General features: G+C 39.9%; 12 protein-coding genes and 1 tRNA gene. 5 read left to right on the forward strand and 8 right to left on the reverse strand.

Annotated features, from left to right (window positions below):
• Positions 1-42: 42 nt before the first annotated feature.
• The 8 genes from OCV73_RS05245 to OCV73_RS05280 all read right to left on the reverse strand — a co-directional run bounded on the left by OCV73_RS05245 (position 43) and on the right by OCV73_RS05280 (position 11,080).
• Positions 43-5,823: an alpha-2-macroglobulin family protein gene (locus OCV73_RS05245; protein ID WP_167551212.1), complete on the reverse strand. Its 5,781-nt coding sequence runs from the start codon at positions 5,821-5,823 to the stop codon at positions 43-45.
• A 248-nt stretch (positions 5,824-6,071) separates the two neighbouring features.
• The gene (locus OCV73_RS05250; RefSeq protein ID WP_147549969.1) at positions 6,072-7,067 is read right to left on the reverse strand and encodes a 2-hydroxyacid dehydrogenase; all 996 of its coding nucleotides are present in this window, start codon (positions 7,065-7,067) and stop codon (positions 6,072-6,074) included.
• Positions 7,068-7,160: 93 nt separating this feature from the next.
• A tRNA-Ser gene (locus OCV73_RS05255) sits at positions 7,161-7,248 on the reverse strand.
• Between the two features lie 88 nt (positions 7,249-7,336).
• Complete coding sequence (locus OCV73_RS05260; protein ID WP_262512879.1) at positions 7,337-8,146, reverse strand: TatD family hydrolase; 810 nt, start codon at positions 8,144-8,146, stop codon at positions 7,337-7,339.
• Positions 8,103-8,798: a hypothetical protein gene (locus OCV73_RS05265; protein WP_147549972.1), complete on the reverse strand. Its 696-nt coding sequence runs from the start codon at positions 8,796-8,798 to the stop codon at positions 8,103-8,105. The genes OCV73_RS05260 and OCV73_RS05265 overlap by 44 nt, the downstream gene beginning before the upstream one ends.
• Before the next feature lie 7 nt (positions 8,799-8,805).
• The gene (locus OCV73_RS05270) at positions 8,806-9,786 is read right to left on the reverse strand and encodes a polyprenyl synthetase family protein (protein ID WP_147549975.1); all 981 of its coding nucleotides are present in this window, start codon (positions 9,784-9,786) and stop codon (positions 8,806-8,808) included.
• 110 nt (positions 9,787-9,896) lie between these two features.
• Complete coding sequence (locus OCV73_RS05275; RefSeq protein ID WP_147549978.1) at positions 9,897-10,517, reverse strand: hypothetical protein; 621 nt, start codon at positions 10,515-10,517, stop codon at positions 9,897-9,899.
• A gap of 83 nt (positions 10,518-10,600) precedes the next feature.
• The gene (locus OCV73_RS05280) at positions 10,601-11,080 is read right to left on the reverse strand and encodes an energy transducer TonB (protein WP_147549981.1); all 480 of its coding nucleotides are present in this window, start codon (positions 11,078-11,080) and stop codon (positions 10,601-10,603) included.
• Between the two features lie 317 nt (positions 11,081-11,397).
• Here OCV73_RS05280 and porQ point away from each other — a divergent pair, with 317 nt between their 5' ends.
• The 5 genes from porQ (at position 11,398) to OCV73_RS05305 (ending at position 17,553) form a co-directional block, all read left to right on the forward strand.
• On the forward strand, positions 11,398-12,429 hold the full coding sequence (gene porQ / locus OCV73_RS05285; protein ID WP_147549984.1) for a type IX secretion system protein PorQ: 1,032 nt from the start codon (positions 11,398-11,400) through the stop codon (positions 12,427-12,429).
• A gap of 13 nt (positions 12,430-12,442) precedes the next feature.
• Positions 12,443-13,150 (forward strand): (d)CMP kinase, encoded by a 708-nt coding sequence (gene cmk, locus OCV73_RS05290; protein ID WP_262512880.1) that lies wholly within the window; start codon positions 12,443-12,445, stop codon positions 13,148-13,150.
• A 9-nt stretch (positions 13,151-13,159) separates the two neighbouring features.
• Positions 13,160-14,032 (forward strand): 4-hydroxy-3-methylbut-2-enyl diphosphate reductase, encoded by an 873-nt coding sequence (locus OCV73_RS05295; RefSeq protein ID WP_147549990.1) that lies wholly within the window; start codon positions 13,160-13,162, stop codon positions 14,030-14,032.
• Positions 14,033-14,152: 120 nt separating this feature from the next.
• On the forward strand, positions 14,153-15,133 hold the full coding sequence (gene pfkA / locus OCV73_RS05300; RefSeq protein WP_147549993.1) for a 6-phosphofructokinase: 981 nt from the start codon (positions 14,153-14,155) through the stop codon (positions 15,131-15,133).
• Positions 15,134-15,318: 185 nt separating this feature from the next.
• Positions 15,319-17,553, forward strand: a complete 2,235-nt coding sequence (locus OCV73_RS05305; RefSeq protein ID WP_147549996.1) for a RelA/SpoT family protein — start codon at positions 15,319-15,321, stop codon at positions 17,551-17,553.
• Positions 17,554-17,555: the final 2 nt, after the last annotated feature.

Genomic DNA, 17,555 nt, shown 5'->3' on the forward strand with positions numbered 1-17,555 from the left:
TGATATACAATAAATTCGGGCAATCCTGAAAATATTAAACTCTTACTTTACTATAATTTCTCCTCCCTGGGTATTAGCCTTTATTTGCGGAGCGTAAAGGCATTGTATTGAAGATATTCCATTTTCATATTCACCCGCTCGCTCTACATCGGTCATATAGCTGAATACATAAGTTCCCTTAGGCAAAAAATCAAAGAAATAATTGACCGAAGCATCTTTTACCTCCTTATAATAACCTACCCTTTGATCATATTGATAAGCAGATAGCTGTTCGACGGGTTCCAAACAGGCAGCTCTCTGGTCTTTCAGACAAACATAATCCATATCCCGGGAGCAAACTACCGTTAACTGAACGATTACCCTGTCACCCACGTGTAATCCTGTCTGATTTATAGGAACCGAAATACTGCCCGTCTCGGTAATACGATTAACGAACAACCGCTTCGTTACCGCCAAGTCAGAACCTGCGCTCTTAGTAATGTTCTTTATATTGTCAAAATATTGCCAATATATAGCACCCCAGGAAGGTTGGCTATGGCTGGTCTTTATTTCTACCGTAGCATCTGCAGGCGTTATCTGAGAAGTAGTTTTTACATATTTTTCATAGCCCGTAAGAATCTCCGGTTCCTCCATATCCAATGGTTTTCCACCCCACTTGATAGTAGTTGCCTCCTTATCGGACTGTAACCAATCTGTCCCGCTCTTCAACAGAAAATATATAGCGTCCATTGTTGCAGGCACAGTCCCCCATTCCTGGGTTTGTTTCTGCATTAACAACCATCGGCGCATATTATCCAGCTCTTCCTTCACCGGCGAAATATAGTTAAAGGCATCATATATCGCACAATTCATTTGCACCGCTCCATTCTTATAAAAATAAGACGACCGGTTATTTTGCCAAAACATACCCATCTTAGTCGTAGTAGTCGCATATTCACGTAAGGAACTCACCACTTGAAGAGCATCGTTCTTAAATCCGTAATTATATAATGCCATGGCCGTATAAGCCTTTTCTGTCAATGAATAGTTCTTCCAATCATGGACCAAACGATCCATCATCTGTTTATGTACATCTAATATATCCCCGGCCAAAGGTATATCCCGGTACTGACTCCTGACATAAAGGTAACAAATTTGATCGTAAGTAAGAGGTAATTTCTCCCGGCGGCCTTTTTGTTGTTCTACCATTTTATTATCTACGTAATTGAGAGCCTGGATCTGCATCTGCTTCACCTCGTTTCCATATTCAGCCATATTCATTCGTGACAAACGTGAGAATCCGTCCAGTACATTTAGTGTAATAAAAACACTGGAATTCATCCCTTTAAACCAACTCCAACCACCTTCATGCGATTGTAATATCCGCAACTTCCGTATAGCCGAGCTCTGTAAAGCACGGATACGATTGCGGTCAAGAAGTGTGGATAACTGCTGCATGCGGGCGGTTGCAGTCGTAGCATCCAGAACCCACGGTGTTTCGCTCAGCAAAATATTTTTAAGCTCTTCATTTTTGTCAAGCATAGAAGTAAGCGTACCCTTATCAGGAGAGGCTTTCCATGATTTAATAGCCGTCTCGATACGTGGATTAGCCCGTACGATACCCTCTGCTACCGTATTGGTAAAATAAGAAGCCATAACAGATATTGCATTATCGCTTTCCGGCTGGGTAAGAGCAGGTAATGCCTGAACGACATACCACACCGGATTATCGCAATATTCTAATGTCAGACGATAATTTTGTAAAGATGCCGATTTCATTTTCCCTACCATACCCGGCACCGTAATTACTGTATTTTTATCACCTCCATCTATATAGAAAGGCTGGGATTCCGTTATTAGGATACGGGAAGGTAATACGGGCAATAATTGCTGTTCTCCGTCGGAATAAAGAGGAGTAACCGCTTTTACCCGATATCCGAGCAATTCGACATTTTCAGGTGCGGAAAAATTGAAATTTACATTTTTCGATTCATTCGCTTTCAATATAAACGATTCCGAAGTCGTCAAAAGTATTTTTTCGGAATAAGGATCGAATAACTCGAAGGTTACCTTTCCTTCCATCACATTCTCCGATATATTCTGCACATAATTACCGATGCTCACTTCATCTCCCTGCCGAACAAATCTCGGCATATTAGGAGCTACCATTAGCGGCTTACTGGAGACCGCGGTATTTTTATAATTCCCATACTGCAGGTCCTTTGTAAATGCCAACGCCATAAAATCCCATTCGGTATTAGATTCAGGCACCGTAAATTCAAAAGATACGATACCTGTCGAATCGGTACGCAATTGAGGATAGAAAAAAGCCGTTTCATTCATATTTTGACGATAAACAGAAGGTTCCATAACCTTTTGCATGGTTTCTGAATTATCCGACGCGACTTCTTTAAAGTCAGCAATGTCGGCACTTTCCATTACATTTTGTTTCCTTACAGTCTGTGATGAAAAGCCCGCTACTCTACCCGATAAAGCCTCATAATAATTTTGAAACAATGATATATCATACATATTTAACCATACCGGTCTAATTGCCGTACACGAATAAACAGCCGTATCGTTATTATAAAAAAGATTCAGCCAGCTTATGTTATTATAAGGGTATCGGGGATAGAACCACAATTGCTTCGATACGGGAACAGGAATAAAACTCCAATTATGGGGAGAAATCGCATTCAATGAAGCATCATACATCTCAGCCATAAATTGTGCTGAAACAGGATTTCCTTCACCATCTTTTACACTGAACGACCATTTTTCAACAGCACCCGGCATTAATTTATCGCGGAAAGTTGTAGTACTTATTATTAATTTATCGCTTGGTGTCTCTCGTTTTATTCGCATCATTCGGTCATAAAGCTTTCCATTTTTTACCATCATCACATAAACAGAAAGCTCAGGACCATATTCTCTCTTATATGGAATAGATAGTTTCTGATTCTTATCACTAAGATTGACAAGCCTTCGCGTCACCAGTCTCATACCGTCATATATCTCATAAATAAGATAAGCATCTTTACAAGACGATCCAAAAATGACCTGAGCTTCCTCTCCTTCCTTTACAGACATATTCGTTTCTGGAACCCACAAATATGAAAATAATGCAGGCTTTTTATCCTTTTTACTATATAGCACAAAACGGGATTCACCTGTTACGATACGTCCGTTATCATCCTTTGTCATCACCACCAGTTTATAAGGACCGGATGGCAAATTTTCCCAATTCATTACCTCAGGTTTATTTTGCATATCGAAGTCTCCTTCTGCAATCTGCATTTTAACCTTTAAGCTATCAAGCGGTTCTCCGGAATCCTCACCCGTCTTAAACGGTTTATCATACAATGTATATAAAACATACTTACAATTCCTGTACACAGGTTGTCCCGAAAGATTCAATAATTTGACATCGAAAAAAACAGGTATATCTTTATCTATATTGCCATTTATCCCTACATTCACAATTAAAGGCGTATCGCCAACCGGTATTGTATAGACCGCATCCTGTGTCTCTCCGGAAGCCGAAGTCACCGAAACATTCACTTCATAATTATAAGCCACGTTCGTACTCACAATACTGGCTTTGCCTTTTTCCGGTACAAATGAAATGGAAAAGCCACCATCTTCCGAAGTATTCAAAGTGCCATTGGCAACCTGGTCATCAGTTCTGTCATATATATAAAAACGATACCACCAGTTTGGTTTGCGGGTAATCGTATAAGTTAATTTAGAATTGGCAATCGCAGCTCCGGAATAGCTTTTAACATTTCCTTTTAAAGTGACTTTCCTCCCAAATGCATATAATTCTTTCACAGGATCGAACGATATTTGAAATTGAGGACGTTTATATTGTGCAACGCGAATACCTTTCGAAGCTTTATTTTCGACTTCAATACTGAATACTCCATTCATAACATCCTTCGGTACGAAAAATGAACCGGAAAATGAACCGAATTCATCAGTTTCTTTTTCCGAAGAAGAAATTAATAAACCGGAAGCATTATAAAAATTGACTTTATATTTTTTTTCCGGAAAAACTTTCCGAACTTTTTCCGAAGCAGACCAGACTATCGCCGAATAATATACGGTTTGTCCGGGACGATAGACAGAACGATCCGTAAATAAGGACACCGTTACATTCTTTGAATCAATATATTTTTCTTTATAAAGATAAATATGCTGTATAGGTGATAAGAAATCTTCTTTTAAAGAGAGCTGATAAGCCACACACTTGTTATTGGTAATAGCCACCATTCCGTTTTTATCGGTTCTGAGTGTTGTCACAGGTACATTATCCTCTGAGTTGCTGACTTTTGAATATAGCTGAACTTTAACACCCGAAAGAGGACACCCGGTTTTCGAGTCGGTTACATATAAATTACCTATTCCGTCGATATTCCTGAAAACAGCCATCAAACGCGACACAACTATTGGACGTATTTGTACCGAATCTCCGCATTGCACCTTTAACGCGTATATTCCAGGATTCAATGGAGGCAAATAAACACTTGTGTCCTGAGCAATTAACGGATGTTCATTATCCCAGCTCACCTTTTGAACAAACAATGGTTTCACTCCCCCTAATTTTTTTGCTTTCAAAGAATAATTAAGACGAGGGAAAGATTCCGGATAACGATATATACTCAACATAGCATCCGGTACATTTTTATATGAAATTTTAAAAGTAGCACTTTTACCCGGATATACGGTATTTGGTATTGATACTCTTACATAACTGGATAACAATTGTTTCCTCTCTTCTTTCAGACAATCAATTCTCTCATAATGAGGAAAACGGAGAATATATCGGTTACATAAGTCCAAAGCTTTCTTCAAACGGATTTCCTTTTCTCCCTCATTATATCGGTATTGTTTTACAAGAGCCGCTACAATTTCACAAGAATAAGGAGAATCGGAGGTCACCTCCAGTAATTGTTCCAGAGCTTTCTCATAATTTTTCGGCTCATACGATAGAGAAGAAACATATGACAAACGATTTAAATCGCTCATAATATACGAAGCCGATAATTTATCGTTACCATGAAAACGAAGCAGTTCCTGATAAATTCTCAATATACGGCCTTCTGTTTGTTCCTCTCCCGATGGAAATTCCTGTTTGACAAATTCATCGGCCGGCAGCCATAAAAACTTCTCCTCAACAGATTGTTGCTTTTCATATTTCATTACCAGTGAAGAAATATCTTCATATATATCGACAGCTCTCATCGCAATAAAATCGTACATAGTAGGATAAAATACAGATGATTCATAAACAGGCCTCAATATCATTTTATAATCTTCCACCGGAGTACTTTGCAGATCATGAACAGGTTGTAAGGAAAGCGAATTATAATACAAAATAGTATCGGCAAATATATTGCCACTCCATTCATTCATATCACCAGATACCTCACCTACCACGCCAGGACGATTCCCAATGGTAAATTTATTAGCATTATAATATTCAGAATATAATTCGCTCAGCATAGAAAACAAGACACTACGCTCCACCGGATTTTTACTGGATCTGGCTACTTTATCTATACTGCTCAGCAAGGAAGGAAAACTATCGCGCGATATCAACATCTGCGATACCGTACGTCGAATTAAAGCGTCAATTACAACCGGAGCATCTTTTTCTTCTAAAGCAGTTTTCAATTCGGCATCGGCCGCCTTCAAAGATGTTTCCGGCTTTTCCAGGATAGTATTACGGACATCATTATCCGTCGTCATTTTTTTCATACCCGGGGAAGCCATTTGGGTAATTGCAAACGAACCGGCAAAAAAGAGCACAAGTCCGACTATTACAAATACTATCTTTTTCATATCCATTAATTTTATTATAACAATACCTTCTCAACGAACAACTACAAATATACTCTATTTGTTTAGTAATTCCTATAAATTAAAAGATGTCATCTCTTATTACAATGCTGCACAACATTACCATATAAATATTAAAACAAGACATTTATTAACTAAATATTTATCAGTAATTAAACAATTACATAAATTTTACAATACAAAAAACGGGAACCCTCAGATTCCCATTTTTCATCCTTCATCCGTATTTATTACTTTACCTCATTCACCAGAGGTTTGCCCTCCTCAAAATCTTTTATATTCTGCAGTGTCGTATTCGCGATATTCCGCAACGCCTCTTTTGTAAAAAAAGCCTGGTGGGAAGTAACGATTACATTATTAAAGGATAACAAACGGGCCAAAGTATCGTCATCGATTATCTTGTCCGATTTATCTTCATAGAAATATTCGTTCTCTTCTTCATATACATCCAGGCCCGCATAACCTACTTTCTTATTTTTCAGCCCTTCTATCAGGGCATTAGTGTGAATAAGTTGCCCCCGACCGGTATTTACGATCATTACACCATCCTTCATTTTGGATATGGAATCCTCATTGATCATATATTTTGTCTCTGCCGTTAACGGACAATGAAGGGTAATGATATCCGACCGATGATATAATTCATCCAAAGTAGTATAAGTCATACCTGCTTCTTCTGCAAATTTATAATCCGGATATAAATCATACGCCAGTATTTTCATACCGAAACCACGAAGAATGCCTATCAATATTTTAGCGATCTTCCCGGTTCCTATCACCCCCACTGTTTTACCATGCATATCGAACCCCATCAGCCCGTGCAACGAAAAGTTTCCGTCCCGGGTTCTCCAGCTCGCACGAGGAATCTTACGATTCAACGAAAGCATAAGAGCTACCGTATACTCAGCAACCGCATACGGAGAATACGCAGGAACACGCACGACCGTTAGCCTGCCCTTAGCCGCTTCCAGATCAACATTGTTATATCCGGCACATCTCAAAGCCAACAATTTCACTCCATTCTCCGCCATTGCCTTTATCACATCCGCATCTACCGTATCGTTTACAAATACGCACACGACATCCGCTCCCTGAGTCAAGACAATATTATTCATATTCAAGTGACCCTTAAAATACTTTATCTCAAACCCATAATCCTCATTAACCTTATTGAATGATTTTTCATCGTAAGGTTTTGTTCCAAAAAACGCAATCTTATATGCCATATATTTAATAATTTATTTTTCCGTTATACAGAAGTGAAAATAAAAAAGCCCGCATAAAAGTTTATACGGGCTTAGAATCAAAGATTATTCTTGCGGAGGGAGGGGGATTCGAACCCCCGAAACCCTTTAGGGGTTTACACGCTTTCCAGGCGTGCCTCTTCAACCACTCGAGCATCACTCCAAAATTGGGTTATCATCTAAAACGGGTGCAAATATAATATAATTCTTCGGTATATCGAAAAAAAATTACGACTTTACGCAAAGTTTTTTCATAAACCGAACAACATGCTGGCATTAATCGTTGTTCTACGTCCTATTTCAGCCATATCGATATCAAAAATCTCCGCCAGCTTTTTAGCCATAAAAGGCAAATAGGACGGTTCGTTCCGTTTTCCCCGAAATGGTACGGGAGCCAGATACGGCGCATCTGTTTCCAATACAATACGATCCAACCCCACTTCACGTACCATATCATCCAAATCCGCTTTTTTAAACGTGACGATACCATTAATACCAAAATAAAAATCGCCCGTTTCCCTTACTATTTTTACCTGGTCGGCCGTCCCCGTAAAACTGTGGAATACACCTGCAGGTATTTGTTTCAAAGAACGCAAGACCTCCATAATCGGGACAAAAGCATCCCTGCAATGAATAATTACAGGCAATCCCATCTCTGCCGCCCATTCACATTGCTCGGCAAAAACGAGTTTCTGTTCACGCACGAATGTTTTATCCCAATAGAGATCCATCCCTATCTCTCCTATTGCACAATATTTTTCTCTGTCGAACCATTGACGAATCAATGAAAGCACTTTACGGTAATCTTCATTTACCGAAGTGGGATGCAGCCCCATCGCCATACTACAAAACGTCGGAAAAAGCGACTTTGTTCTATGCATGGAACCTATAGTCTCCATATCTACATTTGGAAGTACGAGATGTGTCACACCCGCCTCCCGGGCACGCTGCACTACTCCGGAACGATCTTCATCAAATTCTTCCAGATATATATGAGTATGAGTATCTATCATAAAATTATGCTTTTTTTTCTCCTGTACGATAATAATATATAATGCCATATTCCCGGCATTTATCCATACGGATTTCCGTAGGCAAAGAAGAGAAATAAGTTTCTACCTGGTTCCATATATCGAGGATTATGCCATCTCCTTCCTCGCGCATAGCCGAAAGCAAAGCCAAAGAACGACTGGCATTCTGGCGAAAACCTTGCTGACAATGATATGCCTCCTTGAATATATCGTAATGTACTGCGACTTTAGCTATAGTAGGCGTATAAATAGGGGAACCGCCCTGACTGACCCGTCGGTTTTCTCCGGCGATAATCTTTTCTCCCCACGATAACAAATCAGCTTCATTCAGTAGATCGGGCACAGTGGTACAATTTATATCAAGGCCATAATAAACCCTGTGTTCTTTTTTGATTTCATTACGGATTATAGCCATATTCAGCACCTGTATAAAATGAGAAACATAAAGCCGGGCCGTACGTACCAGAGACTGATATTTACCTGCATACTTTATCTGTTCGCCATAACTGTAATGATAGCGGCTATATGCCGTTTTGAATTTATTAAGGAAACTCCGTGCCTCATTCAAAGTCTTATAAGAAGCCGCTAATTCGAATTTCGAATACTTATATTCCATTTCCACAGCTTTTTCCAAAGCCGCGATACGTGCTTTATCAGTATTGGGGAGTCTTCGGTACGGCATCTTATTATTAATGATTTCTTTTCAGTAACTGAGCAGCAAGCGACATCATCGGCTTCATATCTTTTTCATCCGCTTCTATTTGATAAAGATAATCCATAGCCTGTTTATAATAATCATTTATTTTTTCTTCACACAGTCTTTTTATACCCAACCGGTTATACAAAGCAATTACGGCCGAAATCTTCTCTTCGGGTTTATAATCAACAGCCGAAAGCCACTTATCAAGTTCGGTACGATCCTCATTTTGTGCCAGATTCATAGCATGTATAAGCATATAAGTCTTTTTATTATTCAAGATATCACCCCCTATGTTCTTTCCGAAAACAGCAGGATCTCCGTATACATCAAGGTAATCGTCCTGTAACTGAAAAGCGAGCCCTATATGGATGCCGAACTGGTATAACTTTTCAGAATTGAAAGACGTCGCACCGGCTACGACAGCTCCTATTTTTAATGCACAACCGAGCAGAACAGCTGTTTTCAGACGTATCATATTCAAGTACTCCCCTTCCGTAACATCTTCACGACATTCGAAATTCATATCGAGCTGTTGGCCTTCATATATCTCCATAGCTGTTTTCTCGAAAAGAGCAATAACCTCGGACACATAAAAAGCCGGAGCTTTGGAAATATAACGGAATGCCATCGTTTGCATGGCATCACCCGATAAAATAGCCGCATTTTCATTCCAGACCTTATGGACTGTCGGTTTCCCCCTTCTCACATCGGCATGATCCATTACATCGTCATGCAATAATGTAAAATTATGAAATATCTCTACACCTAAAGCCGGAGCCAGCGCCTGGCGAAAATCAACCCCGAACATCTCACAGGCCATAAGAGTCATAACCGGGCGTATTCTCTTTCCTCCCAAAGATAATTCATATCTTATAGGAGCATACAATTCATCAGGTTCTGCGGGATATTCAATTTCATTTAAGGCTTTATTTACAATATCCGTATATTTTTGTATTGTATTTGTATTCATTGCGGTACTATTTTATATCCGTCCGAAAATATTCCGCACGGTTTCAAGTTCCAAATTTAGTTAATATAACTCATTTTATCAAATCACCGACACCTGAATTAAATACACAATTAAAATCCGAACGAATATCCTATCGAATAAAATATCTTACTGCCATAAGGAGTGTATTTACTTTGAAGCACATCATAATAAAACATAATAGAAACTCCTCCGTTATTTCCTGCAGGAATAGTTCCGCCAGCACCTAACAAAAGACTAGGAACCATTTCGCTTTTCATAGTTTGTCCGTCCAAGGTTCCCCAGCGCCTCTGGAGCTCGGGTTGTACTTGGAACGTTATATATTGCAGTACACGGGCCCTGGCAAAAATATTCAATCCCATATAATGCAATTTATAATAATCGGTACTATAATAACTGTAATTCACACCACCTCCGGTAGTAAAAAAATTGTTCCAGCTATATCCCACCTGGGGAGATACATTCAGAGTGGTATAATCTCCGAAATTCATGCCGAAAGAGCCGCCAAGAATCCAATGTCCCCGTCTTGGCTTTGTCCTTACAGATTCCGTTTCCTGACCGGAAACCGGAGCTTCGGTATTCCCTTTATTGGATATATGCAAAGTTTTTGCAGGAACCTTTTCCACTCTTTCAAAACGGAATCCCGGATTACTTTCCTGCCCCCAGACTGGTAAAAAAAACAATATCCATAAAAGCAACACCGATTTTTTCATTCAACTTCCTTTTTATAATATACAAATTTATAAAAAACAACAGATACAATACGATTATATATATAAAAATTTACATAAATACATTATATACGAAAAACTATCGGCATGATATATCTGCTACGGACAACCTGCCCTTGTAAAATACCGGGAGACCAATGAGGCATTTCTGAAATTACCCGTACAGCCTCATCATCCAGAGAAGGCTCCACTCCCCTCAGCACCCTCACGTCCGATACACGTCCATCTTTCTCAATAACGAAAGAACACAAAACACGCCCTTGTACCCCATCCTCATACGCCTGAGCAGGATAACGCAACGACCGATTTATATACTGTAATAAAGCAACCACCCCTCCGGGAAAGCGGGCATCTTCATCTACAACATCGTAAATATAATCTGTAACATCCGATGTTTTATAACTCTTATAATCGAAGCTTTGCGATATATTTTTTCCCTGGTTTTGTTTTATAACGCAATGTCCGGCCGTAATGCCATAACATAACGCAGCATTCAAACCTGATAAAAAAATAATCAGCAAAACAACCTTTCTTATACTTGACATAACTTATTTACCGTAAAACTATTCATTAACAATTATTTAAACCAAGCACCTTTCATGTCAAATATACAATACAATCCCAAAAACCAGACTTTTCAACCCCGACATTTGGTAAGGATTAGCAGCTTTTTATTTTTTTTCAAAGATAAGTATGCTCTTTGATATACTTCATAGGCTTTTTTTTCGTTAATTAGTTGAAAGAAATATCTTTCGGCATATTTGAAAGACAGCACATCGCTTTAATGAAGCACATCTTTTGACAAAGCAGTTTTCGAGAAAATAAAAAAAAATGTATCTTTGAACGCATAACTAAGAATATAATGAACCGACTAAAATATCGCCTTTTACTTTTAGTACTAGCCTGGGTATCAATAACAGCATATGGGCAAGAAGGAAAGTCTTCATTCGATTTTTTGAATATTACATCATCATCACATGTTTATGCTTTAGGAGGCAACAACATTTCGATCATAGAAGACGACATCAGCTTGATAAACCAGAATCCCGCGCTACTGGGGCCCGAATTGAATCTGCAACTGGGACTCAATTACATGCATTATGTCGGCGGAATAAATCTGGCCGGTGCATCTTTTGCCAAAGCAGCAGGAGAGAACGGAGCGTGGGCGGCCGGAATTCAGTATTACGGATACGGAAAAATGAAACAAACCGACGAAACCGGCATGATAATGGGGGAATTCAGTCCCAAAGACATTGTATTCAACGGAATGTATTCACACAATATTACAAACCGGTTAAGAGGAGGTATCAATACGAAATTTCTCTATTCCTCTTATGAACAATATACATCTTTAGCTCTGGCCGTAGACCTGGGGATCAACTACTACCGGTCCGAATCGGACCTGTCATTATCTCTGGTTATAAAAAATCTGGGAGGACAAATAAAGAAATATAACGAAACATTCGAGCGTATGCCTTGGGATATACAACTGGGATATACACAATCCCTTGAACACGCCCCAGTTCGGGTATCGGTTACCGCTCATCATCTCACACGCTGGAAATTGCCTTACCTTTCAGTAAACAGCGGAAGCCAAAGCAGCGACTCCGAAGAAATATCCGAAAAAGGAAATTTCGCATCAGATTTATTCCGGCACCTGGTTTTCGGCATAGACGTTTTACCGACCGACAACATATATCTGGCAGTAGGTTATAATTACAAAACAAGAACTGATATGAAAACCTACGCACGGAACATACTTTCCGGATTCAGCATAGGTGCAGGCATTAGAGTAAAAATGTTCGGCATAGGAGTGGCTTTAGGGCAACAACATGTCAGTGGAACTACCTTTATGTTCAACCTTTCCACCAATTTATTTGAATTTAAAAAATAAATTACCCCCATATATGAACGAAAATTCAAAAATCACTATAGCCATAGACGGCTTTTCCTCATGTGGAAAAAGTACTATGGCAAAAGATTTGGCGCGACAAATAGGTTATATTTACATTGATAGCGGAGCGATGTACCGTGCCGTTACTTTATATTGCCTGGAACACAACCTTATCTCGGGCGATATTGTTGATACAGAAACTTTACGGTCTTTAATGAACGACATTCATATCAGCTTCCGGCTTAATTCCCAGACAGGAAAAGCAGATACATACCTGAACGGGAAAAACGTAGAAGATGAAATACGCTCAATGAAAGTATCGTCGAAGGTCAGTCCGGTCAGTGCTATACCGTTCGTACGCACCGCTATGGTAAAGCTGCAGCAGGAAATGGGCAAATCCAAAGGGATAGTAATGGACGGACGGGATATAGGTACAACTGTTTTTCCTGACGCCGAACTGAAGATATTTGTCACCGCTTCGGCCGAGACACGGGCACAACGCCGGGTAGATGAATTAAAAGCTAAAGGCATTCCCGTCGCCTATGACGAAGTCCTGGATAATATAAAAAGCCGGGACCACATAGACCAGAACCGTGCCGAAAGTCCGTTGAGAAAAGCAGATGACGCCTTGCTGCTCGATAACTCGGATATCACTATCGAACAACAAAATAAATGGCTCCTCGAGCGATACACAGAAGCTATACAGAAAATAAAAACCTGATTATTCCGAATGGTAAAAGTTGAAATCGATAAAAACTCCGGATTCTGCTTCGGGGTAGTCAATGCCATCAAAAAAGCAGAAGAAGAACTGGACAAGACCGGACAATTATATTGTCTGGGCGATATCGTGCACAACAGCAACGAAGTAGAACGCTTAAAAGCAAAAGGACTCATCACCATCGACCATGAACAATTTAAGAAACTTCACCACGTAAAAGTATTGCTCCGCGCCCATGGAGAACCTCCCGAAACATACCGCATAGCCGAAAAAAACGACATCGAAATAATCGATGCCACATGTCCTGTCGTATTACAACTACAGAGGAAAATAAAACAATCGTTCGACAACAACGAACCGGATAAGACCCAAATTGTTATTTATGGAAAACTGGGACATGCCGAAGTAAATGGACTTGTGGGGCAAACTCATGGAACAGCGGTCGTTATAGAACACGCCGAAGACATAAAACGCATTGATTTCAGCAAGTCGATACGGCTTTATTCGCAAACGACCAAATCGGTAGAAGGATTCAGTAATATGGCGCACCAAATAGCAGAAAAAAAAGGAGGAAATGATTTTGAATCGTTCGATACCATCTGTAGGCAAGTAGCCAACCGCATTCCTAACATTAGGAATTTCGCACAGCAACATGACCTCATACTTTTTGTATGTGGAAAAAAAAGTTCCAACGGAAAAGTCCTTTTTGAAGAATGTTGCCAGGTAAACCCTGAATCACGCATGGTTTCCGATGTAAGCGAAATATTACCCGAATGGCTTGAAAAAAAAGAAAGCATAGGTATTTGCGGAGCCACATCCACTCCACGTTGGCTGATGTCCGAAGTAGCCGATTATGTAAAACAGATGCTGGGACAGGACGAATAAAAGGCTTCACCTTTTTTTATGCTTTATTAAACACGATTATTTTTTTTGTCATATTGCTTTAAAAAATAGTTACTACTTTTGTGGAAAGTTTCATAGAATTTAAATTAAAACAATATTCCTATGTCAGCTATTAAATGTATTGGAATTTTGACATCGGGAGGAGATGCTCCCGGAATGAATGCGGCAATACGGGCCGTAACCCGTGCCGCGATTTATAACGGTTTTGAGGTAAAAGCAATTTACAAAGGTTATAAAGGATTGATCACAGGCGATATCGAACAGTTCAGAACACAAAACGTAAGTAATATTATTCAACTTGGAGGCACAATACTAAAAACAGCCCGCTGTAAAGAATTCGAAACCCCTGAAGGACGCCAGTTGGCTTACGATACTCTCCAAAAAGAACATATTGACGCACTGGTCGTGATAGGAGGAGACGGAACGTTAACGGGAGCACGTATATTCGCTACAGAGTTCAACTATCCCATAGTGGGGCTTCCGGGAACAATCGATAACGACTTGTACGGAACCGATACTACCATTGGTTACGACACGGCGCTAAATACAATTATGGACGCTGTAGATAAAATAAGGGATACGGCTACATCTCACGAACGGTTATTCTTCATCGAAGTTATGGGCCGTGATGCCGGGTTCCTCGCATTGAACGGAGCTATCGCGACAGGTTGCGAAGCGGCTATCATCCCGGAAATATCCACCGAAGTGGACCAGTTGGAAGAATTGATCAAAAGCGGTTTCCGAAAATCAAAAAACAGCAGTATCGTGCTCGTGGCAGAAAGCCCTGTGACCGGAGGTGCGATGCATTACGCCGAACGTGTGAAGAATGAATATCCAGAATATGACGTACGCGTAACCATTCTGGGACATATACAAAGGGGAGGATCTCCTACGGCACACGACCGTATCCTTGCCAGCCGTATGGGATCCGCGGCAATAGATGCTCTCATGGAAGACCAAAGAAATGTCATGATAGGTATTCGTAACGATGAAATAGAATATGTGCCTTTCAATAAAGCTATTAAAAACGACAAACCTATTGACAGGGAATTACTGAATACCCTGCGCAAACTCTCTATCTGAAAAAGATTATAAAACTATACAGGCAGAAGTATTTCATGATATGAAGTACTTCTGTTTTTTTATCGCCTCTCCTCGACAGAATTTTGAAAAAACACATTATACATGTATTATTTACTTCATTACCCACTACTATATTTAATTTTTTTTCATAAGTTTGTCTTTTTGACAAGTATAAGAAACCATATATGGAAAGTTCCGATGCAAAACAAATAGCAGATGAGCAACTCATTGAAGAAAAATTTCAGGAGTTACTGAACGGATATCTCAATTCGAACCATCGCAAAAAGGTCGAAATCATCGAGCGTGCGTTTAAATTTGCCAACGAAGCCCACCGCGGTATAAGAAGGCGCTCCGGAGAACCATACATACTTCACCCCATAGCAGTAGCTCGCATAGTAAGCCAGGAAATAGGTTTGGGCTCCACATCCATATGCGCAGCCTTACTTCACGATGTTGTGGAAGATACCGAATATACGGTAGAAGATATCGAAAATCTCTTTGGAAAAAAGATAGCTTCCATTGTATCTGGACTGACCAAAATATCGGGAGGAATATTCGGAGATCAGGCTTCGGCCCAAGCTGAAAATTTCAGGAAATTATTGCTTACCATGTCCGAGGATATTCGTGTCATTCTTATTAAAATGGCAGATCGTCTGCACAATATGCGCACACTCGGGTCCATGTTACCCAGCAAGCAATATAAGATCGCAGGCGAAACTTTATACATATATGCTCCCCTGGCCCACCGGCTCGGACTTTTCGCTATTAAAACAGAATTGGAAGACCTGAGCTTCAAGTATGAGCATCCCGAAGCATATAAACAGATACAACAAAAAATACAATATACAGAAAAAGACCGGCAAGCTATCTATGAAAATTTCGCAAAGCCCATCGAAAAAAGGATGAAGGAGTTAGGCTTTAAATTCGAGATGAAAGCCCGGGTAAAATCCGTATACTCTATATGGAACAAAATGCAGACCAAACACATTCCATTCGAAGAAGTGTATGACCTGTATGCCGTCCGCATCATTTTTCAATGCAATAACGAAGCAGACGAGAAAAAAGAATGCTGGAATATATATTCTATAATAACAGACATTTACAAACTCCACCCCGAACGAACACGCGATTGGGTGAGTCGTCCTAAAGCAAACGGCTACAAAGCCCTTCACCTCACGGTTATGGGACCTGACGGAAACTGGATAGAAGTACAGATACGGAGCGAAAAAATGGACGAGATCGCAGAACGCGGTTTTGCAGCACACTGGAAATATAAAGTAGGAGACTCCGACGAGGAATCGGAATTGGACGTATGGTTAAAAACGATCAAAGATATACTTGAACATCCCGAACCGAATGCTATCGATTTTCTCGATACAATCAAACTGAATTTATTCAGTACCGAGATTTTCGTTTTCACCCCCAAAGGCGATCTTATTACACTCCCAACGGACGCTACCGCACTGGATCTGGCATTCACCCTGCACTCCGATCTCGGTTTCCATTGCATTGCCGCAAAAGTAAACCACAAACTGGTTCCTTTAAGCCAGAAACTACAAAGCGGAGACCAGGTAGAAATATTAACTTCAAAGTCCCAAACGCCCAAAGAAGAATGGCTGTCACTCGTCACCACGGCAAAAGCGAGAACAAGGCTAACAGCAGCTTTACGAAAAGACAGACGACTGAATATCTCCAAAGGAGAAAAAATATTCAAAGAATTCCTGTCCAGTAATAATATAGAAAATGACAACAAACTTATCACTAAATTATTAAATCATTTCGGACTTGCACAGCGGGAAGAATTGTTCTTCAAAATAGGGAATAATGATCTGGAATTAGGAGAAAGTATTCGTAAATTCCTAAAAGAGAAAAATCAGAATATTTTCATGAAATATCTGAAAATATCTTTCGGCGGCGGAAACAATAATAAACAGCCGGATGCGGAAGAGCGTCCCGTCATAGACAGGAAACAAAATTATATACTAAAAGATCACAACGGTATAAAAAATTACGCCATTGCAACTTGTTGCAATCCTATCCCCGGCGATGACGTATTAGGATATGTCGATGAAAATGAAACGGTTATAGTACATAAAAGAGAATGTCCCGTCGCCATGAGACTCAAAAGTAGTTTCGGTCCCCGGTTGGTATCGACGCAATGGGAGTCCGGCATAACACAATCTTTCCCGGCAACTATCCTCATTGAAGGAATAGACCGTATAGGAATACTGAACGAAATAACACGTACCATTTCCAACGAACTCAATATCAATATAAGAAATCTTGCCATAGAAGCGCAAGAAGGCGTTTTCCACGGTTCTCTCAATATTTTGGTACATGATGCAAAATCCGTTGAAACACTTTGTCGAAAACTAAAAAAAATAAAAGGTGTAAAAGCGGCAAGCCGGGCCAAAGAATAATT

This window comes from Barnesiella propionica (genome assembly GCF_025567045.1).
GTDB classification, from domain to species: Bacteria; Bacteroidota; Bacteroidia; order Bacteroidales; family Barnesiellaceae; genus Barnesiella_B; species Barnesiella_B propionica.

Excerpts from the sequence above, each read along its gene's own strand:
- OCV73_RS05245 (WP_167551212.1), bottom strand. The coding sequence starts at position 5,823 with ATGAAAAAGATAGTATTTGTAATAGTCGGACTTGTGCTCTTTTTTGCC.
- OCV73_RS05250 (WP_147549969.1), bottom strand. The coding sequence starts at position 7,067 with ATGGCATATAAGATTGCGTTTTTTGGAACAAAACCTTACGATGAAAAA.
- OCV73_RS05260 (WP_262512879.1), bottom strand. The coding sequence starts at position 8,146 with ATGGCATTATATATTATTATCGTACAGGAGAAAAAAAAGCATAATTTT.
- OCV73_RS05265 (WP_147549972.1), bottom strand. The coding sequence starts at position 8,798 with ATGCCGTACCGAAGACTCCCCAATACTGATAAAGCACGTATCGCGGCT.
- OCV73_RS05270 (WP_147549975.1), bottom strand. The coding sequence starts at position 9,786 with ATGAATACAAATACAATACAAAAATATACGGATATTGTAAATAAAGCC.
- OCV73_RS05275 (WP_147549978.1), bottom strand. The coding sequence starts at position 10,517 with ATGAAAAAATCGGTGTTGCTTTTATGGATATTGTTTTTTTTACCAGTC.
- OCV73_RS05280 (WP_147549981.1), bottom strand. The coding sequence starts at position 11,080 with ATGTCAAGTATAAGAAAGGTTGTTTTGCTGATTATTTTTTTATCAGGT.
- porQ (WP_147549984.1), top strand. The coding sequence starts at position 11,398 with ATGAACCGACTAAAATATCGCCTTTTACTTTTAGTACTAGCCTGGGTA.
- cmk (WP_262512880.1), top strand. The coding sequence starts at position 12,443 with ATGAACGAAAATTCAAAAATCACTATAGCCATAGACGGCTTTTCCTCA.
- OCV73_RS05295 (WP_147549990.1), top strand. The coding sequence starts at position 13,160 with ATGGTAAAAGTTGAAATCGATAAAAACTCCGGATTCTGCTTCGGGGTA.
- pfkA (WP_147549993.1), top strand. The coding sequence starts at position 14,153 with ATGTCAGCTATTAAATGTATTGGAATTTTGACATCGGGAGGAGATGCT.
- OCV73_RS05305 (WP_147549996.1), top strand. The coding sequence starts at position 15,319 with ATGGAAAGTTCCGATGCAAAACAAATAGCAGATGAGCAACTCATTGAA.